This is a genomic window from Streptococcus mitis, from assembly GCF_003942765.1.
Taxonomy (GTDB): Bacteria; Bacillota; Bacilli; order Lactobacillales; family Streptococcaceae; genus Streptococcus; species Streptococcus mitis_BE.
This window is the reverse complement of sequence record NZ_RJNW01000001.1, coordinates 434,822-460,152: the sequence shown is the minus strand read 5'-3', so window position 1 is coordinate 460,152 and position 25,331 is coordinate 434,822. Positions and strand designations below refer to the sequence as shown.

General features: G+C 39.4%; 23 protein-coding genes. 15 read left to right on the top strand and 8 right to left on the bottom strand.

What is annotated here, in order from left to right:
* Window positions 1-108 precede the first annotated feature (108 nt).
* The gene (gene metK / locus D8849_RS02440; protein WP_033681393.1) at window positions 109-1,299 is read left to right on the top strand and encodes a methionine adenosyltransferase; all 1,191 of its coding nucleotides are present in this window, start codon (window positions 109-111) and stop codon (window positions 1,297-1,299) included.
* Window positions 1,300-1,382: 83 nt separating this feature from the next.
* Here the strand turns inward: metK and D8849_RS02435 are convergent, their stop codons facing one another.
* The 5 genes from D8849_RS02435 to D8849_RS02415 form a co-directional block, all read right to left on the bottom strand.
* Window positions 1,383-2,018, bottom strand: a complete 636-nt coding sequence (locus tag D8849_RS02435; RefSeq protein ID WP_125386083.1) for a GNAT family N-acetyltransferase — start codon at window positions 2,016-2,018, stop codon at window positions 1,383-1,385.
* Window positions 2,019-2,152: 134 nt separating this feature from the next.
* Window positions 2,153-2,452 carry a DUF1827 family protein gene (locus D8849_RS02430; RefSeq protein WP_000767189.1) on the bottom strand — a complete coding sequence of 100 codons (300 nt, stop codon included), beginning with the start codon at window positions 2,450-2,452 and terminating at the stop codon, window positions 2,153-2,155.
* 58 nt (window positions 2,453-2,510) lie between these two features.
* On the bottom strand, window positions 2,511-2,963 hold the full coding sequence (locus D8849_RS02425; protein ID WP_061589831.1) for an NUDIX hydrolase: 453 nt from the start codon (window positions 2,961-2,963) through the stop codon (window positions 2,511-2,513).
* Window positions 2,964-3,092: 129 nt separating this feature from the next.
* Complete coding sequence (locus tag D8849_RS02420) at window positions 3,093-5,351, bottom strand: ATP-dependent Clp protease ATP-binding subunit (RefSeq protein ID WP_125386082.1); 2,259 nt, start codon at window positions 5,349-5,351, stop codon at window positions 3,093-3,095.
* Between the two features lie 229 nt (window positions 5,352-5,580).
* Window positions 5,581-5,811 (bottom strand): DUF1797 family protein, encoded by a 231-nt coding sequence (locus tag D8849_RS02415; protein WP_000443570.1) that lies wholly within the window; start codon window positions 5,809-5,811, stop codon window positions 5,581-5,583.
* Window positions 5,812-6,001: 190 nt separating this feature from the next.
* On the opposite strand from D8849_RS02415, the gene D8849_RS02410 reads away from it, so the two are divergent.
* The 11 genes from D8849_RS02410 to D8849_RS02355 all read left to right on the top strand — a co-directional run bounded on the left by D8849_RS02410 (window position 6,002) and on the right by D8849_RS02355 (window position 19,066).
* Window positions 6,002-6,685 carry an amino acid ABC transporter permease gene (locus tag D8849_RS02410; protein ID WP_001011642.1) on the top strand — a complete coding sequence of 228 codons (684 nt, stop codon included), beginning with the start codon at window positions 6,002-6,004 and terminating at the stop codon, window positions 6,683-6,685.
* Entirely contained in the window at window positions 6,685-7,419 is a 735-nt protein-coding gene (locus tag D8849_RS02405; protein WP_033681390.1) for an amino acid ABC transporter ATP-binding protein, read from the top strand. Before D8849_RS02410 ends, D8849_RS02405 begins: the two co-directional genes overlap by 1 nt.
* 349 nt (window positions 7,420-7,768) lie before the next feature.
* Window positions 7,769-8,332 (top strand): HAD family hydrolase, encoded by a 564-nt coding sequence (locus D8849_RS02395; protein ID WP_004239328.1) that lies wholly within the window; start codon window positions 7,769-7,771, stop codon window positions 8,330-8,332.
* Between the two features lie 14 nt (window positions 8,333-8,346).
* On the top strand, window positions 8,347-10,293 hold the full coding sequence (gene gyrB / locus D8849_RS02390; protein WP_000134040.1) for a DNA topoisomerase (ATP-hydrolyzing) subunit B: 1,947 nt from the start codon (window positions 8,347-8,349) through the stop codon (window positions 10,291-10,293).
* An 81-nt stretch (window positions 10,294-10,374) separates the two neighbouring features.
* Window positions 10,375-12,102: a septation ring formation regulator EzrA gene (gene ezrA / locus D8849_RS02385; protein ID WP_125386080.1), complete on the top strand. Its 1,728-nt coding sequence runs from the start codon at window positions 10,375-10,377 to the stop codon at window positions 12,100-12,102.
* Between the two features lie 136 nt (window positions 12,103-12,238).
* Window positions 12,239-13,630, top strand: coding sequence for a peptidoglycan-N-acetylglucosamine deacetylase PgdA (pgdA, locus tag D8849_RS02380; RefSeq protein WP_125386079.1), 1,392 nt, complete (start codon window positions 12,239-12,241; stop codon window positions 13,628-13,630).
* A gap of 76 nt (window positions 13,631-13,706) precedes the next feature.
* Window positions 13,707-14,549 (top strand): aldo/keto reductase, encoded by an 843-nt coding sequence (locus D8849_RS02375; protein ID WP_125386078.1) that lies wholly within the window; start codon window positions 13,707-13,709, stop codon window positions 14,547-14,549.
* Between the two features lie 271 nt (window positions 14,550-14,820).
* Entirely contained in the window at window positions 14,821-15,582 is a 762-nt protein-coding gene (locus tag D8849_RS02370; RefSeq protein WP_000429572.1) for a hypothetical protein, read from the top strand.
* 18 nt (window positions 15,583-15,600) lie between these two features.
* Entirely contained in the window at window positions 15,601-16,518 is a 918-nt protein-coding gene (gene glyQ, locus D8849_RS02365; protein ID WP_000038736.1) for a glycine--tRNA ligase subunit alpha, read from the top strand.
* 211 nt (window positions 16,519-16,729) lie between these two features.
* Entirely contained in the window at window positions 16,730-18,766 is a 2,037-nt protein-coding gene (glyS, locus tag D8849_RS02360) for a glycine--tRNA ligase subunit beta (RefSeq protein ID WP_125386077.1), read from the top strand.
* A gap of 42 nt (window positions 18,767-18,808) precedes the next feature.
* The gene (locus D8849_RS02355; RefSeq protein WP_023934295.1) at window positions 18,809-19,066 is read left to right on the top strand and encodes a DUF896 family protein; all 258 of its coding nucleotides are present in this window, start codon (window positions 18,809-18,811) and stop codon (window positions 19,064-19,066) included.
* Between the two features lie 113 nt (window positions 19,067-19,179).
* Here the strand turns inward: D8849_RS02355 and D8849_RS02350 are convergent, their stop codons facing one another.
* The 3 genes from D8849_RS02350 to D8849_RS02340 are packed head-to-tail and all read right to left on the bottom strand — an operon-like array spanning window position 19,180 to window position 22,031.
* A complete protein-coding gene (locus tag D8849_RS02350) occupies window positions 19,180-20,424 on the bottom strand; it encodes an NAD(P)H-dependent oxidoreductase (RefSeq protein ID WP_115904764.1) in 1,245 nt (414 codons plus the stop codon).
* Window positions 20,425-20,442: 18 nt separating this feature from the next.
* The gene (locus D8849_RS02345) at window positions 20,443-21,048 is read right to left on the bottom strand and encodes an NADPH-dependent FMN reductase (protein ID WP_000915954.1); all 606 of its coding nucleotides are present in this window, start codon (window positions 21,046-21,048) and stop codon (window positions 20,443-20,445) included.
* Between the two features lie 59 nt (window positions 21,049-21,107).
* Complete coding sequence (locus D8849_RS02340) at window positions 21,108-22,031, bottom strand: FAD:protein FMN transferase (protein WP_125386076.1); 924 nt, start codon at window positions 22,029-22,031, stop codon at window positions 21,108-21,110.
* 308 nt (window positions 22,032-22,339) lie between these two features.
* On the opposite strand from D8849_RS02340, the gene nox reads away from it, so the two are divergent.
* The 3 genes from nox (at window position 22,340) to pdxT (ending at window position 25,328) form a co-directional block, all read left to right on the top strand.
* The gene (nox, locus tag D8849_RS02335; RefSeq protein ID WP_023948278.1) at window positions 22,340-23,719 is read left to right on the top strand and encodes a H2O-forming NADH oxidase; all 1,380 of its coding nucleotides are present in this window, start codon (window positions 22,340-22,342) and stop codon (window positions 23,717-23,719) included.
* Between the two features lie 151 nt (window positions 23,720-23,870).
* Entirely contained in the window at window positions 23,871-24,746 is an 876-nt protein-coding gene (pdxS, locus tag D8849_RS02330) for a pyridoxal 5'-phosphate synthase lyase subunit PdxS (RefSeq protein WP_088787506.1), read from the top strand.
* Window positions 24,747-25,328, top strand: coding sequence for a pyridoxal 5'-phosphate synthase glutaminase subunit PdxT (gene pdxT, locus D8849_RS02325; RefSeq protein WP_125386075.1), 582 nt, complete (start codon window positions 24,747-24,749; stop codon window positions 25,326-25,328).
* The last annotated feature ends 3 nt before the right edge of the window (window positions 25,329-25,331 follow it).

The window sequence follows — 25,331 nt, the reverse complement described above, 5'->3', positions numbered from 1 at the left end:
ATAAAAAAGTATCGTTTTTATTTCTTTCGCGTCGTAACTCTTAGACTATAGAAATACCTATCAGTACTTTGTAACTCTATAACACTATTTTTAAGGGGGGACATTTTTATGTCAGAACGTAAATTATTCACGTCTGAATCTGTATCTGAGGGGCATCCGGATAAGATTGCAGACCAAATTTCAGATGCGATTTTGGATGCTATTTTAGCTAAGGATCCAGAGGCGCACGTTGCTGCTGAGACAGCTGTATATACTGGTTCCGTCCATGTTTTTGGTGAAATATCTACAAATGCTTATGTGGATATTAACCGTGTGGTTCGTGACACTATTGCAGAGATTGGCTACACCAATACAGAATATGGTTTTTCTGCTGAGACTGTAGGAGTACATCCATCTTTGGTGGAACAATCTCCTGACATTGCTCAAGGTGTTAACGAAGCCTTGGAGGTTCGTGGGAATGCAGACCAAGATCCGCTTGACCTGATTGGCGCTGGTGACCAAGGGCTCATGTTTGGATTTGCAGTGGATGAAACAGAAGAGCTCATGCCATTGCCAATCTCACTCAGTCATAAATTGGTTCGTCGTCTGTCAGAACTTCGTAAGTCTGGGGAAATCAGCTATCTTCGCCCAGATGCTAAATCACAAGTTACTGTTGAGTATGATGAAAATGACCGTCCAGTACGTGTGGACACAGTTGTTATTTCAACTCAGCACGATCCAGAAGTCAGCAACGAACAAATTCATAATGATGTGATTAACAAGGTCATTAAAGAGGTTATTCCAGCCTCTTACTTGGATGAGCAAACAAAATTCTTCATCAATCCTACTGGTCGTTTTGTAATCGGTGGACCTCAAGGGGACTCAGGTTTGACTGGTCGTAAGATTATCGTAGATACATATGGTGGCTACTCTCGTCACGGCGGTGGTGCTTTCTCTGGTAAAGATGCGACTAAGGTGGACCGTTCTGCGTCATATGCGGCTCGCTACATTGCCAAGAATATCGTTGCAGCAGGTCTTGCTAAGAAGGCAGAAGTGCAACTGGCCTACGCTATCGGTGTTGCGCAACCTGTTTCTGTTCGTATCGATACCTTTGGTACAGGAACAGTAGCTGAAAGCAAGCTTGAAAAAGCAGCTCGTCAAATCTTTGATCTTCGCCCTGCAGGGATAATCCAAATGCTAGACCTCAAGCGTCCAATTTACCGTCAAACAGCGGCTTATGGACACATGGGACGTACAGATATTGACCTTCCATGGGAACGTTTGGATAAGGTAGATACTTTGAAAGAAGCAGTCAAATAGATAAGAAAACCAACGTTTTGAACGTTGGTTTTTATAAATATAAGTTATCCTTATTTAAATAGGATTTGTAAATTGCTGGCCTGTTATAATTTATTCATTGTTTTTAAAAATGCCCAGTTACCAATTGATTTTGCCCCGTATTTTAAGTCCATATAGTCCAGTAATACATAATCGTTTTTTTTGTAGAATGAGGTATTTCTAGCTGTACTAGTTATGAGTCCCAAGTGTTTACAGCCTTTTGATTTGACATAAGGTTCAATCCCTTGTGTCAGAAAAGTACTGCCTATTCCCCGCCCCTTACTTTCTATATTGACAGCTAAAGCCATCAAATACCAATCAAACTCCCCTGATTGTTCTAAATGCTTTTTGGAACGTTTTACAAAGTCAAAGTATTTAAGGAGATTTTGTGGTCGAATGTAGCGAAAAATGTTTGTCCCACCATTTCGTAGATAGGATAGTATACAGAAATCCTTTTGTTGCAAAAGGGCAACTGCAAGTAATTCTCCATCTTGTTCCGCAACCAAACAGTTTCCTTTTTTAATATAGACTCTAGTAAGCAGAATTTGCAATGTTTCTACAAAAGCAGGATAGGAGTCAGGTTTCTTCAAATCATCCCTTATAATCGTTAAAAAGGGATAGTCAAGAAAAGAATTAGCTAATAGTTTTCCAATTTTTTCGTATTCTTCAAGTCTTGCCTCTCGATATATCATGTCTCCCATGCTTGTCTCCTTTGTTACCTATAAAATTGTGTATGATAGGATTTCAAGATAAAAAATTGGAGATGATTTAAAAAGCTAAATAAACCCAATTTTGTTCCATAAGGTTTAAAGCACTTTCTAATCTCTCCAAGATTTTATTTGGTTGGAATCGAAATTCCAATTAATTTTTCTGAATAGAGGGTTTTGATATTGGCTTCATCAATAGAGTCCTTATCAATTTTACGTTTCAAGAAAAATTCTTGAATAGCTTCGATTTCAGGTTCGCGAATAGCGCGGTGTTTGTTTGAGATGAGGATTTCATAGTGAAGCGGAGCTTGGGTAAAAATAACATCTGTATTACCTGCAGAATAAACTTCAACAAGGGTTGCATCTGTACTTTCTAGCTGGCTTTTTACAAGTTGCGAGTGTGAGTTTGTTGTATTGATAAGCTTCATAACATTTCCTCCGATTTTCTAATTCTATTATAGCACTTTTTGAATAAAGTAGCTTGATTTAGCCAATCTTATGCTGTTTTTTCCAAGATTCGATAGCCCATTTATGGCTACCACGTTTGAGGTTTTCAATAGCCTCATCAATAGGGAACCAGGCAATATGATTAAAGTCTTCTAGTGGCTTTTGCACTTCTTTGAAAGAAATCGCTTCATAGAGGTAGGCTGGATTGTAGTAGTAGGTGTCACGGTGACGAGAATAGAAATATTCGTCAGCTTGTCCGTAATAGGTACCAATTTCAGCTGTAAAGCCAAGCTCTTCAATCAATTCACGCTTTAGGGCTTCTTGATGATTTTCACCTGCTTCAATTTCACCACCTGGTAGGAACCAAGCACCATTAGGTGCTTGAACAAGAACAATTTGTTTTTGTTCAGCATCAGGGATAACTGCATATACGCCATAGCGTGAAACATAGTCTGTATTTGCTTTCTTTTCTCCGAAAGTTGGGTTTGCCATTGGATTTTCCTCATTATTTATTATCTTTATTATTATCTTAATGGACAAAGACCGAGCTGTCAAGAATTTATAGTTATTTTAATAAAAAGGAGCAGAAAATTTTCATTTTCTACTCCTTTTCTGTAGGATTTATACTTCTTTTTCAGAAGTTTTTACTTCAGCTTTTTTGGCAGACTTAATTTGAATGTTGCCCTTGCTGGTCATCACTGCCTTGAGGTTTTTTTCGCTTGGATTTTCAAGGTAGTAGTCAGTGATTGCGTCTTCAATATAGTCTTGAATAGTACGACGAAGTGGGCGCGCCCCCATTTTTGGATCATAGCCGAGGTCAACCAATTTTTCCTTAACCTTGTCAGTTACATCCAAATGAATGTTGTTGCTAGAAAGGCGCTTGTTAACGTCTGCTAGCATAAGCTCGACAATCTGAAGGAGGTTGTCCTTGCTGAGAGCCTTAAATTCGATAATACCATCAAAACGGTTCATAAACTCTGGGCTAAAGAAGTTACCGAGTTCACCGAGAACAGAATTGGTACGTCCTTCTCTAGCAGCTCCAAAACCAACGCTGGCTTCGGCTTTACCAGTCCCGGCATTTGAAGTCATGATGATGATGGCATCCTTGAAGCTAACGGTGCGTCCTTGCCCATCTGTCAAACGACCATCGTCCAAGACCTGGAGGAACATATGCATAACATCTGGGTGAGCTTTTTCGACTTCATCGAGAAGGATGAGGGAATATGGATTGCGACGAACTTTTTCAGTTAATTGCCCAGCCTCATCGTAGCCAACATAACCTGGAGGGGCGCCGACCAACTTAGCCACGCTGTGTTTTTCCATATATTCACTCATATCGAAGCGAATCATACTGTCAGCAGAACCAAAGAGTTCGATAGCTAGTTGTTTGGAAAGTTCTGTTTTACCGACACCAGTTGGTCCGACAAAGAGGAAGCTTCCAATTGGACGGTTAGGCGTACCGAGACCGACACGATTCCGGCGAATAGCCTTGGCAATCTTATCGACAGCATCGTCTTGGCCAATAACATGAGACTTGAGGTCTTCAGCTAGATGGATGAGTTGAGATTGTTCTTTCTCTTTCAAATCACCAACAGGGATATTGGTTTTCTGCTCGATAATATGCTCAATGGTTTTTTCACTGATGATAGGAGTATCCTGGTCTGTGACCTTTTTCTTTTGCATTTCCTTATACTTGGCAATCTGGTCACGGAAGTAGGCGGCCTTCTCAAAATCTTCTTCTCGTGTAGCTTGAGATTTAAGATTTTCAGCTTCAATCAAGCGCTGATCGATTACTTTAGGATCCACGAAATTCAAGGTCAAGTTCATCTTAGAACCCGCTTCATCTAGGAGGTCGATGGCCTTGTCAGGCAAGAAGCGATCTTGGATGTAGCGATTGGAAAGAGTTGCAGCTGCTTCAATCGCAGCATCGGTATATTGAACGTGGTGGTAGTCTTCGTATTTCTTTTGAATACCTTTGAGGATTGTGATTGTTTCGTCCACTGTTGGTTCATCGACCTTAACAGGCTGCATACGGCGTTCTAGGGCAGCATCTTTTTCAATGATGCGGTATTCATTGAGGGTAGTTGCACCGACCAGTTGCAGTTCACCACGAGCAAGGGCTGGCTTGAGGATATTTCCTGCATCCATATTGCCATCGCCCGCAGATCCCGCACCGACAATTTCATGGATTTCATCGATAAAGAGGATAATATCCTCACGTTTGCGAATTTCTTCCATGAGCTTTTGCATGCGTTCTTCAAATTGTCCACGAATACCCGTTCCTTGAACTAGGCTAACCACATCCAGACGGATGACTTGTTTACCTTGTAGTTTATGTGGAACATCGCCATCAACGATTTTCTGAGCTAGACCTTCGACAACGGCAGTTTTCCCGACACCTGGTTCACCGATAAGAACAGGATTATTCTTGGTTCTGCGATTGAGAATCTCAATGACACGGATAATCTCATCATCGCGTCCAATAACGGGATCTATATCTCCACGACGGGCAATTTCAGTTACGTTGATACCAAATTCTTCCAGCAGGCCTTTTTCTTGGCTTGGTGGAGGAGTTTGAGCAGGTCCACGATTTTGGGAACCATAACCGCCGTTTCCACCGTAACCTCCACCTGATTGGGTTGGGGGAGTCGGAGGAGTGTTGTTAGAAGGTCTAAAATTGTTTAGGTCATTGAAGAAATCACCAAAGGGATCAAAGTCACGATTGTTCAGATCCGTCATACCTTTAAAGAGGCTATTGTTAGGATCCGTCTTGATAATCTTATAGCAGTTTTGACAAAGGTCAATTTGTTTTTGCTTTCCGTTAAGATTGGTATAAAGATGAATTGTTGAGTCATTGATTTTACAGTTTTGACAAAGCATACATCTACCTCATTTCTTTCTTTAGCCTGACCTGTTTAAAGGTCAAAAATAGTCAAATTTCTATACTCTCATTATAACAGGATTGGGGTGTAAAGCAAGTAAAAAGATTGCAGCTTTGAGAAGTTGTTACAAGGAAAATTTTTGTGATTTTAGGGAATAAAAAAATCCTATTTGTGAGACAAAAAGGATTTTGGTTAGACATGCAGGGTGTAACCCAGCTTGTTTTGTATTAGTAAAGGAGTTCGTAAATCTCCATTGCAATCAAGTCAATGCTGTCAAACGTATAAGTTTCGCGAGCTTCGACATCACGAAGGGTAAAGATTGAGCCGTTTTCTTCGTCGTGGCTGTATGCAACTTCTGCAACAACAACTCCTTCGCGTTCAAAATTACGTTTTAAATTTCCGCCGTCTTTAGCCATTGCTTCAAGGCGGTTGATGATTCTAACCAAATGTGATTCCATTTTGATTCTCCTTCATTTCTTATCGTTACTATTTTACCATAAAGGAGGCCAACTTGCCTAGAAAAAACTAAGATTTCTCGCTAATTCTACCAGCTTAAAGATTTTTTGAATAAATTAGACAAAAGATTTGAATTTTAATTCATTCCATGTTATAATCATACAGTATTCTATTTTAGAAAGCAGTGTGACTATGAATTTTTCTTTTTTACCTAAGTATTTACCTTATTTTAACTATGGGGCTGTCGTGACGGTTCTCATTTCTATCTGTGTTGTCTTTTTGGGAACTATTTTGGGTGTTGTCTTGGCTTTTGGGCAACGTTCAAAGTTTAAACCGCTTGTTTGGCTCGCCAACTTGTACGTTTGGATTTTCCGTGGGACACCGATGATGGTTCAGATTATGATTGCCTTTGCCCTTATGCACATCAATGCTCCGACTATTCAGGTTGGGATTTTGGGTGTTGATCTTTCTCGTCTGATTCCAGGGATTTTGATTATCTCTATGAACAGTGGTGCTTATGTTTCAGAGACTGTTCGTGCTGGGATTAATGCAGTTCCTAAGGGTCAGTTAGAGGCGGCCTATTCTTTAGGGATTCGTCCTAAAAATGCGATGCGCTATGTGATTTTGCCACAAGCAATCAAAAATATCTTGCCAGCATTGGGGAACGAATTTATCACCATTATCAAGGATAGTTCTCTTTTATCAGCTATTGGTGTCATGGAGTTGTGGAACGGAGCTACAACAGTTTCTACAACAACCTATCTACCTTTAACACCACTTTTATTTGCAGCCTTTTATTACTTGATTATGACTTCTATTTTGACAGTAGCCTTGAAAGCTTTTGAGAAACGTATGGGACAAGGAGATAAGAAATAATGACGGAAACCTTGATAAAAATTGAAAATTTACATAAATCCTTTGGAAAGAATGAAGTATTGAAGGGCATCAACCTCGAGATTAAAAGAGGAGAAGTTGTCGTTATCATCGGTCCTTCGGGGAGCGGAAAATCTACCTTGCTTCGCTCTATGAATTTGTTGGAAGAAGCAACTAAGGGGAAGGTTATCTTTGAGGGAGTCGATATTACGGACAAGAAGAATGACCTGTTTGCTATGCGTGAGAAGATGGGCATGGTCTTCCAACAATTTAATCTCTTTCCTAATATGACTGTGATGGAAAATATCACCTTGTCTCCTATCAAGACCAAAGGTGAAAGTAAGGAAGTTGCAGAGAAGAGAGCTCAGAAACTTTTGGAAAAAGTTGGTTTACCAGATAAGGCAACTGCTTATCCACAGAGTTTGTCAGGTGGCCAGCAACAGCGGATTGCCATCGCGCGTGGGTTGGCCATGGAGCCAGATGTTTTGCTTTTTGATGAGCCAACCTCAGCACTGGACCCTGAAATGGTAGGTGAGGTGTTGGCTGTTATGCAAGACTTAGCTAAGTCAGGAATGACCATGGTTATCGTAACACATGAAATGGGATTTGCTCGTGAGGTGGCAGACCGTGTCATCTTTATGGCAGACGGTGTGGTTGTTGAAGACGGAACACCTGAACAGATTTTTGAACAAACCCAAGAACAGCGGACTAAAGACTTCTTGAGTAAGGTTTTATAATCTATTTTAAAATTTCAAGACAAGATTAGTGAAAAGCTAGTCTCAATACCAGTCAAGTGGAACTTACTTTGAGAAGTTACCCCCCTTATTAATAACATCCATAAATTGGATATTAGGATTTTTAATATAAAGTAGTTTTGTGTTAAAATATAATTGTTCCATATGATTCTCTCTAATGATGGTTTGGTTACTTTTCATTATAGATTATATGGGGCTTTTTTCTACAAGAAAATAGGTTTCATAATATCTATAAGAAATTTATCCTATATAAATATCATAGAGCATTTTTTATGTGGAAAACTCAGGGAAATCATCGCTTTTTTCATAAAAAAATGCTATAATGAAGGGTATGAAATATCACGATTATATCTGGGATTTAGGTGGAACTTTACTGGATAATTACGAAACTTCAACAGCTGCATTTGTTGAAACTTTAGCTCTGTATGGCATCACACAAGACCATGATAGTGTCTATCAAGCTTTAAAGGTTTCTACTGATTTTGCGATTGAGACATTCGCTCCCAACTTAGAGAATTTTTTAGAAAAGTACAAGGAAAATGAAGCCAGAGAGCTAGAACATCCGATTTTATTTGATGGAGTTTCTGATTTATTGAAAGATATCTCAAATCAAGGTGGCCGTCATTTTTTGGTTTCTCATCGAAATGATCAGGTCTTGGAAATTTTAGAAAAAACCTCTATAGCAGCTTATTTTACAGAAGTGGTGACTTCTAACTCAGGCTTTAAGAGAAAACCAGATCCTGAGTCCATGATTTATTTAAGAGAAAAGTATCAAATTAGTTCAGGGCTTGTCATTGGTGATCGACCGATTGATATCGAAGCAGGTCAAGCTGCAGGACTAGCTACCCACTTGTTTACCAGTATCGTGAATTTAAGACAAGTATTAGACATGTAAGAAAAAGGAATAAGATGACAGAAGAAATTAAAAATCTGCAGGCACAAGATTATGATGCCAGTCAAATTCAAGTTTTAGAGGGCTTAGAGGCTGTTCGTATGCGTCCAGGGATGTATATCGGATCGACCTCAAAAGAAGGTCTTCACCATCTAGTCTGGGAAATTGTTGATAACTCAATTGATGAGGCCTTGGCAGGATTTGCTAGCCATATTCAAGTCTTTATTGAGCCAGATGATTCGATTACTGTTGTCGATGATGGGCGTGGTATCCCAGTCGATATTCAGGAAAAAACAGGTCGACCTGCCGTTGAGACTGTCTTTACTGTCCTTCACGCTGGAGGAAAATTTGGCGGTGGCGGCTACAAGGTTTCAGGTGGTCTTCACGGAGTAGGGTCCTCAGTTGTTAACGCCCTTTCAACTCAATTAGACGTTCATGTCCACAAAAATGGTAAGATTCATTACCAAGAATACCGTCGTGGTCATGTTGTCGCAGATCTTGAGGTGGTTGGAGATACGGATAAGACTGGAACAACAGTTCACTTCACACCGGACCCAGAAATTTTCACTGAAACAACCACTTTTGACTTTGATAAATTAAATAAACGTATTCAAGAATTGGCCTTTCTAAATCGTGGTCTTCAAATCTCTATTACAGATAAGCGTGAGGGGTTAGAACAAACTAAGCATTACCACTATGAAGGTGGGATTGCTAGCTACGTTGAATATATCAATGAGAACAAGGATGTTATCTTTGATACACCAATCTATACTGACGGTGAGATGGATGATATCACAGTTGAAGTAGCCATGCAGTACACAACGGGTTACCATGAAAATGTCATGAGTTTCGCCAATAATATCCACACCCATGAAGGTGGAACGCATGAACAAGGTTTCCGTACAGCCTTGACACGTGTCATCAACGATTATGCTCGTAAGAATAAGTTACTGAAAGACAATGAAGACAACCTAACAGGGGAAGATGTCCGCGAAGGATTAACTGCAGTTATCTCAGTTAAACACCCAAATCCACAGTTTGAAGGACAGACCAAGACCAAACTGGGGAATAGCGAAGTGGTCAAAATTACCAATCGTCTCTTCAGTGATGCCTTTTCTGATTTCCTTATGGAAAATCCTCAAATTGCAAAACGTATTGTGGAAAAAGGGATTTTGGCTGCTAAGGCTCGTGTGGCTGCCAAGCGTGCGCGTGAAGTCACTCGTAAAAAATCTGGTTTGGAAATTTCCAACCTTCCAGGTAAACTAGCAGACTGTTCTTCTAATAATCCTGCTGAAACAGAACTCTTCATCGTCGAAGGAGACTCAGCTGGTGGGTCAGCCAAATCTGGTCGTAACCGTGAATTTCAGGCAATCCTTCCGATTCGTGGTAAAATTTTGAACGTTGAAAAGGCAAGTATGGATAAGATTCTTGCTAATGAAGAAATTAGAAGTCTTTTCACAGCGATGGGAACAGGATTTGGTGCAGAATTTGATGTTTCAAAAGCCCGTTACCAAAAACTCGTTTTGATGACCGATGCCGATGTCGATGGAGCCCACATTCGTACCCTTCTTTTAACCTTGATTTATCGTTATATGAAACCAATTCTAGAAGCTGGTTATGTCTATATTGCCCAACCCCCAATCTATGGTGTCAAGGTTGGAAGCGAGATTAAAGAATATATCCAGCCAGGAGCAGACCAAGAAATTAAACTCCAAGAAGCCTTAGCCCGCCACAGTGAAGGTCGTGCCAAACCAACTATTCAGAGGTATAAAGGTCTGGGTGAAATGGACGATCATCAGTTATGGGAAACAACAATGGATCCCGAGCATCGCTTGATGGCCAGAGTTTCTGTGGATGACGCAGCTGAGGCAGATAAAATCTTTGATATGTTGATGGGGGATCGAGTAGAGCCTCGTCGTGAATTTATCGAAGAAAATGCCGTCTATAGTACACTTGATGTCTAAAAAATCGGGAGAAGTAGTTCCCTTGGTCTAAAAAATATGATATAATCATTACGATTGTTTCAAGTAAAAAAGGAGTTTAATATGTCTGGTAGTCTAGTAATGTATCTTGCAATTGCAGTTGCAGTTTTCTTAGTGATTGCCTATGCTATCGCAATCTACGTAAGAAAACGAAATGAAAGTAAATTAGCAATTTTAGAAGAGAAAAAAGAAGAGCTGTACAATCTTCCAGTAAACGATGAAGTTGAAGCTGTAAAAAATATGCACTTGATTGGACAAAGTCAAGTGACTTTCCGTGAGTGGAACCAAAAATGGGTTGACCTATCTCTTAACTCTTTTGCTGATATCGAAAATAATCTTTTTGAAGCAGAAGGCTATAACAACTCATTCCGTTTTTTCAAGGCCAGTCATCAAATAGACCAAATCGAGAGTCAAATTACCTTGATTGAAGAAGATATTGCGGCAATTCGCAATGCTTTGGCAGATTTGGAGAAACAAGAGTCTAAAAATAGTGGACGTGTTCTTCATACCTTGGACTTGTTTGAAGAGTTGCAACACCGAGTGGCTGATCATTCTGAAGAATATGGGCAAGGTTTATCTGAAATCGAAAAACAATTGGAAAATATCCAATCAGAGTTTTCTCAGTTTGTTACTTTGAACACTTCAGGTGATCCAGTAGAAGCTGCTGTGATTTTGGATAATGCTGAAAATCATATCTTGGCTTTGAGTCACATAGTAGATCGCCTGCCAGCAATTGTAAAAACATTATCTAAAGAGCTACCTGATCAATTGGAAGATTTGGAAGACGGTTACCGTAAACTTTTAGATGCTAATTATCATTTTGCTGAAACGGATATTGAATCTCGCTTCCAATTGCTTTATGAAGCTTTGAAGAAAAACCACGAAAATATTGCACAATTAGAGTTGGATAATGCTGAGTATGAAAATACTCAAGTTCAAGAAGAAATCAATACACTCTATGATATCTTTACACGAGAAATTGCTGCTCAAAAAGTAGTAGAAGGCTTAGTTGCAACCCTTCCTACATATTTGAAACACATGAAAGATAGTAATGCTGTTTTAGTGGAAGATATTCAACGATTGAGTAACAATTACCTACTATCTGAAACGGATGTTAGTCATGTTCATAGATTACAAGCTGAGTTAGAATCTTTAGAAGAATCTGTATTGGAATTAACTTCTGAACAAGAGGAACATTCTGAACCTTATTCATTCCTTGAAGATCGTTTGGAAAACTTACAAGCGACTTTGAAGGAAATTGAAGATGAACAAGTTGCGGTTAGTCAACGTCTTGCTCAGATTGAAAAAGATGATATCAATGCTCGCCAGAAGGCAAATGTTTATGTTAATCGTCTTCACACGATTAAGAGATATATGGAAAAACGCAATCTTCCAGGTATTCCTCAGAATTTCTTACAGTTGTTCTTTACAGCAAGTAACCATACTGAAGAGTTGATGGCTGAACTAGAAGAAGCTCGGGTCAATATCGAAGCTGTGAACCGTATGCTTGAAATTACAACCAATGATATGGAAGCACTTGAAGAAGAAACATATAATATTGTTCAATATGCAACATTGACAGAACAATTGCTACAGTATTCGAACCGTTACCGCTCATTTGATGAACGAATTCAAGAAGCTTTTAATGAATCATTAGAAATTTTTGAAAAAGAATTTGATTATCATGCTTCATTTGATAAGATTTCGCAAGCTTTGGAAGTTGCAGAACCAGGTGTAACCAACCGTTTTGTCACTTCATACGAAAAAACACGTGAGACGATTCGTTTCTAACATAATAAAAGGCTCTATAATATTTGTAGTGGGTAAATCCCCCTATAGATATTATGGAGCCTATTTTTTTGTTCAAAACGAGTAATAGTACTTATTTCTCATTGAAATTATAGCCTGAATTTGATATGATATTTCTATGGATAAAAGTAGAGCAAATCGTGTTGAGCACGATAAAAAGAGAATCGGTTTAATAGCCCTAGTAGCTATCTTTTCAGTAAGTATTTGTGTCCTTGGTTCAATGATTGGATACAAAATATATACAAAGCAAAGTTTTGAACAAAGGATTGAAACGCTCAAAAAAGAGAAAGATGATCAATTGAGTGAGGGAAATCAGAAAGATCATTTTCGTAAGGGACAAGCCGAAGTAATTGCCTATTATCCTCTCCAAGGGGAGCAAGTGATTTCATCTGTAAAAGAAATCATGACACAGGATATTAAGGAAAATCTGGAAGACAAGGAAAATCTAGTTTTTTATTATACGGAGAAACAGGATTCGACTTTAAAAGGGATTGTTAACCGAAGTGTGATGAAACAAGTCTATGATTTAACTTCGTCAAAAGTTGAAGAGACTGAAAAAACTAGTCTGGCAAAAGTCCATTTGACAGAAGATGGTAAGCCTTTTACACTTGATCAATTATTTTCAGATCCTAGTAAAGCCAAAGAGCAGTTGTTAAAAGAAATCACCTCTTTCTTACAGGATAAGAAATTGGACCAAGAAAAGATTGATCAAGTTGTTAAAGGCTTTTCTGATCAAGACTTGTCTGCATGGAATTTTGATTACAAGGATAGTCAGATTATCCTTTATCCAAGTCAGTCAGTTGAAAATCTAGATGAGATTGCCTTACCAGTATCTAGTTTCTTTGATGTAGTACAATCCTCTTATTTATTAGACAAGGATGCCGAACTTTATAAGGCTTATTATGAAAAGAAAAACCAAAAAGTGGTAGCTCTAACTTTTGATGATGGACCAAATCCTGCAACGACAAATCAAGCATTAGATACACTTTCTAAGTATGGGATCAAGGCAACTTTCTTTGTTTTAGGTAAGAATGTTTCTGGAAATGAAGAGATTTTGAAACGCATGAAATCGGATGGCCATGTTATTGGAAACCATAGTTGGAGTCATCCAGTGCTTTCAAAACTTTCGCTTGACGAAGCTAAAAAACAAATTACTGATACTGAGGATGCGCTAACTAAAGTGTTGGGTTCTAGTTCCAAACTTATGCGTCCGCCTTATGGAGCCATTACAGACGACATTCGAAATAGCCTTGATTTGAGTTTTATTATGTGGGATGTGGATAGTCTGGATTGGAAGAGTAAGAATGAAGCAGCAATTTTGACAGAGATTCAACGTCAAGTTCGTAATGGTTCGATTATCTTAATGCATGATATCCATGCTGAAACAGTCAATGCTTTACCAAAGGTCATTGACTATTTGAAAGGTCAAGGTTATGACTTTGTAACCATACCAGATTTGTTAGACTCTCGTCTTAAAGCTCACCAACTCTATTATGACCGTGATCAATAATAAACAAAATCTAAAGAGAAAAGTTTTCCTTGAAAATTTGGCTCTTTGGATTTTCTTCTCATAGAAAGGAAAAATAATGAAATCTTATACTTTAAACAATGGTGTTACAATTCCAGTTCTGGGATTTGGAACTTGGAAAGCTGAAAATGGAGAGATTGCCTATCAAGCTGTACTAGAGGCTTTAAAGGCAGGCTATCGCCATATCGATACGGCAGCTATTTATAAAAATGAAGAAAGCGTTGGTCGTGCCATTCAAGATAGTGGCGTTCCGCGTGAGGAAATTTTTGTAACCAGCAAACTCTGGAATACAAATCATAGCTATGAGCAAGCTCGTCAGGCTTTTGAAGAGTCTTTAGAGAAGCTGGGCTTGGAATATTTGGATTTGTATTTGATTCATTGGCCAAATCCAAAACCACTCAGAGAAAATAACCACTGGAAAATCCGAAATGCGGAAGTTTGGAGAGCGATGGAGGATCTTTACCTAGAAGGCAAAATACGTGCTATTGGAGTTAGTAATTTCCTTCCCCATCATTTGGATGCCTTGCTTGAAACAGCAAAAATTCTTCCAGCGGTCAATCAAGTTCGTTTGGCGCCAGGTGTGTATCAAGAGGAAGTCGTAGATTACTGTCGAGAAAAAGGAATTTTATTGGAAGCTTGGGGACCTTTTGGTCAGGGAGAACTGTTTGATAGCAAGGAAGTCCAAGAAATCGCAGCAAATCATGGAAAATCGGTTGCTCAGATAGCCTTGTCGTGGAGCTTGGCAGAAGGATTTTTACCACTCCCAAAATCTGTCATAGCGTCTCGTATTCAGTCTAATCTTGATTGTTTTGAAATTGAACTGAGTCATGAGGAGAGAGAAACTTTAAAAACAATTGCTGTTCAGTCTGGTGCTCCACGAGTTGATGATATGGATTTCTAGAAAATCATAAAAAAATTGTACATTGTTCTAATTTTTGATATAATAGTCAGCAGGAAAGAAAGTCTTATGGCGTTCTTCAAGCGAGCTTGGGATAGTGGGAGCCAAGTAGGACAAAATAAAGAGCTGGCGCTTTCTGTAGTATTTTCAAAAACAATGAAGTAATAAATTAGGGTGGAACCGCGTTTTTGACGCCCCTAGGTTAAATCAACCTAGGATTGTCGGACGCGGTTCTTTCGCTTATTCAGTCTATTATGTGAAAGAAAGGAGAGACGTGGAAAACCTTTATCTTGTAAAAGACGATAGTCAACTAGCTACATTTCGTGATTTTGTAGTAAGAAATACTGAAAAGTTGAAAGATTATCAATCTTTTTTAAAGAATGAACTTGCAGTTTGTGATTTACCGCAAGCCGTTATTTGGTCAAGTTTTAATGCTGCTACACAGATTATTAGGGAAAGTGCTGTTCCAGCCTATACAAATAATAGACGAATGGTTATGACGCCTGATTTAGCTGTTTGGAAAGAGTTGTATTTGTATCAGTTGATGGACTACGAGTGTTCTCAGCAAACTCAAGCAATAGAAAGTCACTATCATTCTTTATCTGAAAATTTCCTCTTACAGATTGTAGGACATGAGTTAGCTCATTGGTCGGAGCATTTTTTAGATGATTTTGATGGTTACGACTCTTATATATGGTTCGAAGAGGGGATGGTTGAATATATTAGTCGCAAGTATTTCTTGACAGAAGAGGAATTTCAAGCGGAAAAAATTTGTAATCAATCTCTTGTAGAACTTTTTCAGAAGAAGTATGGTTGGCATTCATTGAATGATTTTGGTTCTTCGACTTATGATAAGAACTATGCAAGTATTTTTTACGAATACTGGCGTAGTTTTTTGACAATAGATAAGTTGGTAGAAAATCTAGGTAGTGTACAAGCGGTCTTCGATTCTTATCATTTATGGGCAAATACAGATAAAACTCTTCCCTTGTTAAATTGGTTTGTTCAGCAGAAATTAATTGAAAAAGAAATATAAAAACTAAAGGAGTAAACAATGTCTAAAAAATTGACTTTCCAGGAAATCATCCTTACTTTGCAACAATTTTGGAATGACCAAGGTTGTATGCTTATGCAGGCTTATGACAACGAAAAAGGTGCGGGAACAATGAGTCCTTACACTTTCCTTCGTGCTATCGGACCTGAGCCATGGAATGCAGCGTATGTAGAGCCATCACGTCGTCCTGCTGACGGTCGTTACGGGGAAAACCCTAACCGTTTATACCAACACCACCAATTCCAAGTGGTCATGAAGCCATCTCCATCAAATATCCAGGAACTTTACCTTGAGTCTTTGGAAAAATTGGGAATTAATCCTTTGGAACACGATATTCGCTTCGTTGAGGATAACTGGGAAAATCCATCGACTGGATCAGCTGGTCTTGGTTGGGAAGTTTGGCTTGATGGTATGGAAATCACTCAGTTCACTTACTTCCAACAAGTAGGTGGATTGGCAACTGGCCCTGTGACTGCAGAAGTTACTTATGGTTTGGAACGCTTGGCTTCTTATATCCAAGAGGTTGACTCTGTCTATGATATTGAGTGGGCCGATGGTGTAAAATACGGAGAAATCTTCATCCAGCCTGAGTACGAACACTCAAAATATTCATTTGAAATTTCGGATCAAGAAATGTTGCTTGAAAACTTTGATAAGTTTGAAAAAGAAGCTGGTCGTGCTTTGGAAGAAGGTTTGGTTCACCCTGCCTATGACTATGTTCTCAAATGTTCACATACCTTTAACCTGCTTGATGCGCGTGGTGCCGTATCCGTAACCGAGCGTGCAGGCTATATCGCTCGTATCCGTAACTTGGCCCGTGTCGTAGCCAAAACCTTTGTCGCAGAACGCAAACGCCTAGGTTACCCACTTTTAGATGAAGAAACTAGAGCTAAACTCTTAGCAGAAGACGCAGAATAAAGAAAGTGACAAATTACGAAAATGGGCGAACAGTGTGAGCCCTGAACCAGTTGCCGCAGTGATGAAGGTATCCTTAGTGAAGCTAAGGATACTAGGCAAAATTGGAGACTTTTGGCTCCAATTTTAGCAATGAAACAACGAAGTTGGTTGCTTGCGTGCCAATCACATAAGGCAAACTGGAAAATAAAAAGATATTTTTCGGAGAAAAAACATGACAAAAAACTTATTAGTAGAACTCGGTCTTGAAGAATTACCAGCCTATGTTGTCACACCAAGTGAAAAACAACTAGGCGAAAAAATGGCAGCCTTCCTTAAGGAAAACCGCCTGTCTTTTGAAGCCATTCAAACCTTCTCAACACCACGTCGTTTGGCTGTTCGTGTAACTGGTCTTGCAGACAAACAGTCTGATTTGACAGAAGATTTTAAGGGGCCAGCAAAGAAAATTGCCTTGGATAGTGATGGAAACTTCACAAAAGCAGCTCAAGGATTTGTCCGTGGAAAAGGCTTGACGGTTGAAGATATCGAATTCCGTGAAATCAAGGGTGAAGAATATGTCTATGTCACTAAGGAAGAAGTTGGTCAAGCAGTTGAAGCCATTGTTCCTGGTGTTGTGGATGTCTTGAAGTCATTGACTTTCCCTGTCAGCATGCACTGGGCTGGTAATAGCTTTGAGTACATTCGTCCTGTTCACACTTTAACTGTTCTTTTAGATGAAGAAGAGTTTGATTTGGATTTCCTTGATATTAAGGGAGGGCGTGTGAGCCGTGGCCATCGTTTCTTAGGACAAGAAACCAAGATTCAGTCAGCTTTGAGCTATGAAGAAGATCTTCGTAAGCAGTTTGTAATCGCAGATCCACGTGAACGTGAGCAAATGATTGTTGACCAAATCAAGGAAATTGAGGCAAAACATGGTGTAAGTATCGAAATTGATGCTGATTTGTTGAACGAAGTCTTGAACTTGGTTGAATACCCAACAGCCTTTATGGGAAGTTTTGATGCCAAATATCTTGAAGTTCCAGAAGAAGTCTTGGTGACTTCGATGAAGGAACACCAACGGTACTTTGTTGTTCGTGATCAAGATGGTAAACTCTTGCCAAACTTCATTTCTGTTCGTAACGGAAACGCAGAACATTTGGAAAATGTTATCAAAGGAAATGAAAAAGTCTTGGTAGCCCGCTTGGAAGACGGAGAATTCTTCTGGCGTGAAGATCAAAAATTGGTGATTTCAGATCTTGTTGAAAAATTAAACAATGTCACCTTCCATGAGAAAATTGGTTCCCTTCGTGAACATATGATTCGTACTGGTCAGATTGCTATTCTCTTGGCAGAAAAAGCTGGTTTGTCAGCGGATGAAACGATTGACCTAGCCCGTGCAGCAGCCATTTACAAGTTTGACTTGTTGACAGGTATGGTTGGCGAATTTGACGAGCTCCAAGGAATTATGGGAGAGAAATATGCCCTTCTTGCTGGGGAAACTCCAGCAGTCGCGGCTGCTATTCGTGAACACTACATGCCTACATCAGCTGAAGGAGAACTTCCAGAGAGCAAGGTCGGTGCAGTGCTTGCCATTGCAGATAAATTGGATACGATTTTGAGTTTCTTCTCAGTAGGTTTGATTCCATCAGGTTCTAATGACCCTTATGCCCTTCGTCGTGCGACCCAAGGTGTGGTTCGTATCTTGGATGCCTTTGGTTGGCACATTGCTATGGATGAGCTGATTGATAGCCTTTATGATCTAACATTTGACAGCTTGACTTATGAAAATAAGACAGATGTTATGGACTTTATCAAGGCTCGTGTTGATAAGATGATGGGTTCTACTCCAAAAGATATCAAGGAAGCTGTTCTTGCAGGATCAAACTTTGTCGTGGCAGATATGTTGGAAGCAGCAAGTGCTCTTGTAGAAGCAAGTAAGGAAGAAGATTTCAAAACATCTGTGGAATCACTTTCTCGTGCCTTTAACTTGGCTGAGAAGGCAGAAGGAGTTGCTACAGTTGATTCAGCACTTTTTGAAAATGACCAAGAAAAAGCTTTGGCGGAAGCAGTAGAAACACTCGTTTTATCAGGTTCTGCAAGTCAGCAATTGAAACAACTCTTTGCGCTTAGCCCAGTCATTGATGCATTCTTTGAGAATACCATGGTTATGGCTGAAAATGAAGCAGTCCGTCAAAATCGTTTGGCAATCTTGTCTCATTTAACTCAAAAAGCAGCTAAACTTGCACGTTTTAACCAAATCAATACCAAATAAAATCTGTTAAACGGATTAAATCTTATCATAAAGGAGAGAAACATGGATCCTAAAAAAATTGATCGTATCAACGAGCTTGCTAAAAAGAAAAAAGCAGAAGGCTTGACACCAGAAGAAAAAGTGGAACAAGCTAAACTACGTGAGGAGTACATCGAAGGTTATCGTCGCTCTGTTCGTCACCACATTGAGGGAATCAAAATTGTGGACGAAGAAGGAAACGATGTTACACCAGAAAAACTACGCCAAGTTCAACGTGAAAAAGGATTACATGGTCGTAGTCTCGATGATCCAAACTCATAATAAGCATTCTCTCTTTTAACAAAGATAGATGAAATAATAAGTAAAAGACTAGCAGACAAAAACTGCTAGTCTTTTTTTTGATAAAAAAGGAACCAAGATGGTTCCTAAAATGATTAGTTACTTGCTCCAGATGTAGCGTCAGCGCCACCACCGTGACCACCGGCATCACCTGAATCAGAAGCTCCAGATGTAGCATCTGCATCGCCGTGACCATGTCCGCCAGCAGGAGCTGCAGCATTTCCACCGACTAAACGTTGACCAGTTGTATTGAGGTACCAATCAAGCCATGGTTGGAAATTAAAGATAATCTCATTAATTCCAGCATATGAACCATCTGGGTAGTACATTGCTTGGTAATTATGGGTATTAATAACACCTTCAGGTGTTCCTGGCACAATTGTACGGACATATTCTTGATCCCCGTTACGCAATACGCCGACAACCCATTCAACGTTTTTCATTCTAGAATCTGGCAATGTACCGTGTACTGTTCCTAATCTATTTCCTGATTGAGCACGTACACGTTTACCAAACATTGTATCTGGGTCTTGGTGTGCGTTATTAAAGTACAAAAATTGATTGTTATCATCTGCAAATGTCAATTCAAATGGCATTGCTTTCAAGAACATGTCAATTTGGTTAACTGTCAAGATACCGTGGTCTAATTTAACGTAAGTATCTCCAGAAACAGCTCCAACAAGTTCAGCAGCTTTTTCTACCCATTCAGGATCATCTGGATCAACACCTTGGATGGTAGTTGCAATTGAATTTGTACAATATAAATCTTCTGGCTCAATTGGTTTTGGTTTTTTCAATTTTGAAACGACTCCCACGTATTTTACAAAGTTGTCTAAACATGTTTCAAGGAAATTAACAGTTCCTTCATTTGTGATATTTCCATTAACATCAAAAGCTTCTTTAGCTTTACCAAGAAGGAATTCATTTCCTGGAAGTGTGTAGGCATTGACACCTGGAGCGTCAAGAATCTTACGAAGGTGAACTTGGGCACGTGAAGTACCTTGGTCATAGTAAGAAGCACCCACAATCATGACTGGTTTGTTTTCAAATGGATGAACTTCATATGAAAGCCATTCAAGAACAGATTTTAGGGAAGCTGAGATTGTGTGGTTGTGCTCAGGCGTAGCAATGATAACACCATCAGCACGAGTAATTCTGTTATACAAAAGACGTAATTGGAAACTTTCATCCCATTTTTCGTCCTGGTTAAACATTGGAACTTCGTCAATTTCAAGGACTTCTAATTCAAATTTGAGTTTGAAGTGACGACGGATGAATTCCAAGAGTTTACGGTTATATGATTGATCGTAGTTTGATCCTACAAGTCCAACAAATTTCATTCTTTTTGGTCTCCTATCTTACAAATTTTCCCAGTCAAAGTCTTCTGCATCTTTGCGAAGTAATTCTTGTGCATTGCGCAATTTTTCTGTGATTTTTACAAAGATACGGTAGTCGTCAAAAGTAGCATCCAGTTTTTTGATCACATCAAGATCTACTAGGTCTCCACTTGGGTTGAAAGCTTGAAGAGAATGTGAAAGCAAGAATTCATCTGGAAGGACACTTGCTTTAATTTCTGGGGCATTCAAGATTTGGCGAAGTTGTAATTGGGCACGTGATGAACCAAGCGTACCGTAAGAAGCACCTGTAATCATGATTGGTTTGTTCAAAAGTGGGTAAATACCGTATGACAACCAAGCTAGAGCGCTCATCAAAACTGCAGGAATAGAGTGGTCATACTCAGGAGTGCCGATAATAACGCCATCTGCCTCTTCAATTTTAGCAGCAATTTCTAAAATTTCAACAGGTACTTGCTTGTCAGCTGGTTTGTTGAAGACAGGGATATCCTTGATTTCAACAAGTTCAATTTCAGCTTTTTCAGCAAAGTGTTTTTGCATGTATTGAAGCAATTGACGGTTTGTAGAACGTTTTGAATTTGTTCCAACAATAGCAATAAGTTTTAACATGAGATTTCCTTTCTCTTTTTACATAATACGATTTTAAAACTCCATTGAAACATCTATTTCTATAGAGTAGGAATTCCTGAAGAACAGCTTAGGTGACCTTCCTTATCGATGAGGATAGCTTCGATGCCCTCCAAACTTTCGACTTGCCAGAGGATAGAAGCAGGTCTTTCTCCAAATAAACGAGTTGTCCATATTTCACCATCAACTGATTTATCAGAGATGATTGTGAGACTTGCTAGTTTCGTTTCAACAGGATATCCTGTTTGACTGTCAAAAATATGATGGTAATCTTTTCCATCGACTGTCAGGTGACGTTCATAAATGCCTGAAGTCACGACAGATTTATTGACAACAGGGATGGTCATTAAGTGATTTCCCCTCGGATTGGCTGGGTCTTGAATCCCGATTTGCCAAGGCTGATTTCCTCTTGCCTGATTTTTTCCAATAGTCAGGATATTCCCTCCCAGATTGATCAAGGCAGATGTCACTCCCTCTTCTCTCAGAAATTGGGCAACCTTATCCGCACTATAACCCTTGGCTAAACAACCAAGATCGATTTTCATTCCTTTTTGTTTTAAAAACACAGTGGAAGTGGAAGAATCTAACTCGATAGAATGAGGATTGATTAAAGGAAGTACTGATTCAAGTTCTTGAGGCTGGGCAACTTTGGCATCTGAAAAACCGATACGCCAGGTTTGAATCAAGGGACCAATGCTGATGTTGAGATGACTAGAGGGCGCTAGGCTATGCTCTAATCCAAGTGAAATCAATTCAAACAAATCAGGATGAACTTTGACTGGAGCTATTCCAGCTTGATAATTGATTTCCATCAACTCCGATTCTTGACTATTGGCATTGAAGCGGTATTCAAGCTCTTTGAGCAAATCAAAGGATTTTTGGAGCAAGCTATCGGCTCGCTCATCTACTAATGAAATAGTGATAGTAGTCCCCATTAGCCGTTCGGAATGTGAACTAAGAGGCAAGCTACCAACTCCTTTCTCTTATGAAAAGAAGGTTGAAACATTGTAAATTTATATTAAATTTAACCCCTTACATTTTCTTTCCATGATACTAGCATACCATAAAGTCAGCGTTTTCACAAATAAAATTTGTAAACTTGTCAAGAAATATGCTCAGAAAATAAAGAGTAATTGTAAGAAAGGCTGATAAAATACAGATTATTTACATTTTTTTACAAAAAAATCGGGAAAATTAGCTAAACTCTTGTAAACGCTAACAGTAAATGTTATACTAGAAAGGTAAATTTAAAATTGAAGGTAGGAATTTTTCTATGAGTAAAATCGTTGTAGTTGGTGCTAACCACGCTGGTACAGCATGTATTAATACTATGTTGGATAATTTTGGAAACGAGAACGAAATCGTTGTATTCGACCAAAACTCTAACATCTCTTTCCTAGGATGTGGAATGGCCCTTTGGATCGGTGAACAAATTGACGGTGCTGAAGGCTTGTTCTATTCTGATAAAGAAAAATTGGAAGCTAAAGGTGCTAAGGTATACATGAATTCACCAGTTCTTTCAATCGACTATGATAACAAAGTAGTTACAGCAGAAGTTGAAGGGAAAGAGCACAAAGAATCATACGATAAATTGATTTTCGCTACAGGTTCTACACCAATCTTGCCACCAATCGAAGGTGTTGAAATTGTTAAAGGAAACCGCGAATTTAAAGCAACTCTTGAAAATGTACAATTCGTTAAATTGTACCAAAACGCTGAAGAAGTGATTCACAAATTGTCTGATAAGAGTCAACACCTTGACCGTATCGCCGTTGTTGGTGGTGGTTATATCGGTGTTGAACTTGCTGAAGCCTTTGAACGTCTTGGAAAAGAAGTTGTCCTTGTCGATATCGTTGATACTGTCTTGAACGGTTACTATGACAAAGACTTCACACAAATGATGGCGAAGAACTTGGAAGACCACAACATCCGCTTGGCGCTTGGTCAAACTGTTAAAGCAATTGAGGGTGACGGTAAAGTTGAACGCTTGATTACTGATAAAGAAACTTTCGATGTGGATATGGTTATCCTTGCAGTTGGTTTCCGTCCAAATACTGCTCTTGCTGATGGTAAGATTGAACTCTTCCGTAACGGTGCCTTCCTTGTAGACAAGAAACAAGAAACATCTATCCCAGGCGTTTACGCAGTAGGTGACTGTGCGACTGTTTATGACAACGCTCGTAAAGACACTAGCTACATCGCTCTTGCTTCAAATGCTGTTCGTACTGGTATCGTTGGTGCATATAACGCATGTGGACATGAATTGGAAGGAATCGGTGTTCAAGGTTCAAACGGTATCTCAATCTACGGTCTTCACATGGTTTCAACTGGTTTGACTCTTGAAAAAGCTAAAGCTGCTGGTTACAACGCAACTGAAACAGGCTTTAACGATCTTCAAAAACCAGAATTTATGAAGCATGACAACCATGAAGTTGCCATCAAGATTGTCTTTGACAAAGATAGCCGTGAAATTCTTGGTGCACAAATGGTTTCACACGATTCTGCAATCAGCATGGGAATCCACATGTTCTCACTTGCTATCCAAGAGCATGTGACAATTGATAAATTGGCATTGACAGACCTATTCTTCTTGCCACACTTCAACAAACCATACAACTACATCACAATGGCTGCCCTTACAGCTGAAAAATAAAAATGAATGAGCTATCTGGCCTTAAGTTAAGGCCAGATAGTTTTTTAGTCAATGTGTACCCAAACAATTACATTTTTTTTATCTTGTACTTCATTTTAATCTAACTTAAAATGAAATGGTAGCTACCAATACAAATGATGAGGATAAAGAAATGACTGAAAATCGTTATGAACTAAATAAAAACTTGGCACAGATGCTCAAGGGTGGGGTTATCATGGACGTTCAGAACCCTGAACAGGCTCGTATTGCAGAGGTTGCTGGTGCGGCAGCTGTTATGGCCTTGGAGAGAATTCCAGCTGATATTCGTGCAGCTGGTGGTGTTTCCCGTATGAGTGATCCAAAGATGATTAAGGAAATCCAAGAAGCGGTTAGTATTCCAGTGATGGCCAAGGTCAGAATCGGGCATTTTGTTGAAGCTCAGATTTTAGAGGCTATTGAGATTGACTACATCGATGAGAGTGAGGTTTTATCTCCAGCAGACGACCGTTTCCATGTGGACAAAAAAGAATTCCAAGTTCCTTTTGTCTGTGGGGCTAAGGATTTGGGAGAAGCCTTGCGTCGTATTGCTGAAGGAGCTTCTATGATTCGTACAAAAGGAGAACCAGGGACAGGAGATATCGTTCAAGCCGTTCGTCATATGCGTATGATGAATCAGGAAATTCGCCGCATTCAAAACCTACGTGAGGACGAACTTTATGTTGCTGCTAAGGACTTGCAAGTCCCTGTAGAATTGGTTCAATACGTTCATGAACATGGGAAATTGCCAGTTGTAAACTTTGCAGCTGGGGGAGTTGCAACGCCAGCTGATGCTGCTTTGATGATGCAATTAGGGGCAGAGGGTGTCTTTGTCGGTTCAGGTATTTTCAAGTCAGGAGATCCTGTTAAACGAGCGAGTGCCATTGTCAAAGCGGTAACTAACTTCCGTAATCCTCAAATCCTAGCTCAAATCTCTGAAGATCTAGGAGAAGCCATGGTTGGTATTAATGAAAATGAAATTCAAATTCTCATGGCAGAGCGAGGAAAATAGATGAAAATCGGAATATTGGCCTTGCAAGGGGCCTTTGCAGAACATGCAAAAGTGCTAGATCGATTAGGTGTCGAGAGTGTTGAAATCAGAAATTTAGAAGATTTTCAGAAACATCAGAGTGATTTGTCGGGTTTGATATTACCTGGTGGGGAATCTACAACCATGGGTAAGCTCTTACGAGACCAGAACATGCTGATTCCCATCCGAGAAGCAATTCTATCTGGTTTACCAGCCTTTGGCACCTGTGCGGGTTTAATTTTGCTGGCTAAGGAAATTGCTTCTCAGGAAGAGAGTCATCTAGGAACTATGGATATGGTGGTTGAGCGCAATGCTTATGGGCGCCAACTAGGGAGTTTCTATACGGAAGCAGAATGTAAGGGAGTTGGTCAGATTCCAATGACCTTTATCCGTGGTCCAATTATCAGTAGTGTTGGAGTAGATGTAGAAATTCTAGCAACAGTTGACAATCAAATCGTTGCTGCTCAAGAAAAAAATATGTTAGTGACCTCTTTTCATCCAGAATTGACTGATGATGTGCGCTTGCACCAGTACTTTATTAATATGTGTAAAGAAAAAAGTTGAGAT

Excerpts from the sequence above, each read along its gene's own strand:
- D8849_RS02355 (WP_023934295.1), top strand. The coding sequence starts at position 18,809 with ATGGATCCTAAAAAAATTGATCGTATCAACGAGCTTGCTAAAAAGAAA.
- nox (WP_023948278.1), top strand. The coding sequence starts at position 22,340 with ATGAGTAAAATCGTTGTAGTTGGTGCTAACCACGCTGGTACAGCATGT.
- pdxS (WP_088787506.1), top strand. The coding sequence starts at position 23,871 with ATGACTGAAAATCGTTATGAACTAAATAAAAACTTGGCACAGATGCTC.
- D8849_RS02350 (WP_115904764.1), bottom strand. The coding sequence starts at position 20,424 with ATGAAATTTGTTGGACTTGTAGGATCAAACTACGATCAATCATATAAC.
- glyS (WP_125386077.1), top strand. The coding sequence starts at position 16,730 with ATGACAAAAAACTTATTAGTAGAACTCGGTCTTGAAGAATTACCAGCC.
- pdxT (WP_125386075.1), top strand. The coding sequence starts at position 24,747 with ATGAAAATCGGAATATTGGCCTTGCAAGGGGCCTTTGCAGAACATGCA.
- D8849_RS02435 (WP_125386083.1), bottom strand. The coding sequence starts at position 2,018 with ATGGGAGACATGATATATCGAGAGGCAAGACTTGAAGAATACGAAAAA.
- pgdA (WP_125386079.1), top strand. The coding sequence starts at position 12,239 with ATGGATAAAAGTAGAGCAAATCGTGTTGAGCACGATAAAAAGAGAATC.
- ezrA (WP_125386080.1), top strand. The coding sequence starts at position 10,375 with ATGTCTGGTAGTCTAGTAATGTATCTTGCAATTGCAGTTGCAGTTTTC.
- D8849_RS02410 (WP_001011642.1), top strand. The coding sequence starts at position 6,002 with ATGAATTTTTCTTTTTTACCTAAGTATTTACCTTATTTTAACTATGGG.
- metK (WP_033681393.1), top strand. The coding sequence starts at position 109 with ATGTCAGAACGTAAATTATTCACGTCTGAATCTGTATCTGAGGGGCAT.
- glyQ (WP_000038736.1), top strand. The coding sequence starts at position 15,601 with ATGTCTAAAAAATTGACTTTCCAGGAAATCATCCTTACTTTGCAACAA.
- D8849_RS02375 (WP_125386078.1), top strand. The coding sequence starts at position 13,707 with ATGAAATCTTATACTTTAAACAATGGTGTTACAATTCCAGTTCTGGGA.
- D8849_RS02420 (WP_125386082.1), bottom strand. The coding sequence starts at position 5,351 with ATGCTTTGTCAAAACTGTAAAATCAATGACTCAACAATTCATCTTTAT.
- D8849_RS02425 (WP_061589831.1), bottom strand. The coding sequence starts at position 2,963 with ATGGCAAACCCAACTTTCGGAGAAAAGAAAGCAAATACAGACTATGTT.
- gyrB (WP_000134040.1), top strand. The coding sequence starts at position 8,347 with ATGACAGAAGAAATTAAAAATCTGCAGGCACAAGATTATGATGCCAGT.
- D8849_RS02415 (WP_000443570.1), bottom strand. The coding sequence starts at position 5,811 with ATGGAATCACATTTGGTTAGAATCATCAACCGCCTTGAAGCAATGGCT.
- D8849_RS02405 (WP_033681390.1), top strand. The coding sequence starts at position 6,685 with ATGACGGAAACCTTGATAAAAATTGAAAATTTACATAAATCCTTTGGA.
- D8849_RS02395 (WP_004239328.1), top strand. The coding sequence starts at position 7,769 with ATGAAATATCACGATTATATCTGGGATTTAGGTGGAACTTTACTGGAT.
- D8849_RS02345 (WP_000915954.1), bottom strand. The coding sequence starts at position 21,048 with ATGTTAAAACTTATTGCTATTGTTGGAACAAATTCAAAACGTTCTACA.
- D8849_RS02430 (WP_000767189.1), bottom strand. The coding sequence starts at position 2,452 with ATGAAGCTTATCAATACAACAAACTCACACTCGCAACTTGTAAAAAGC.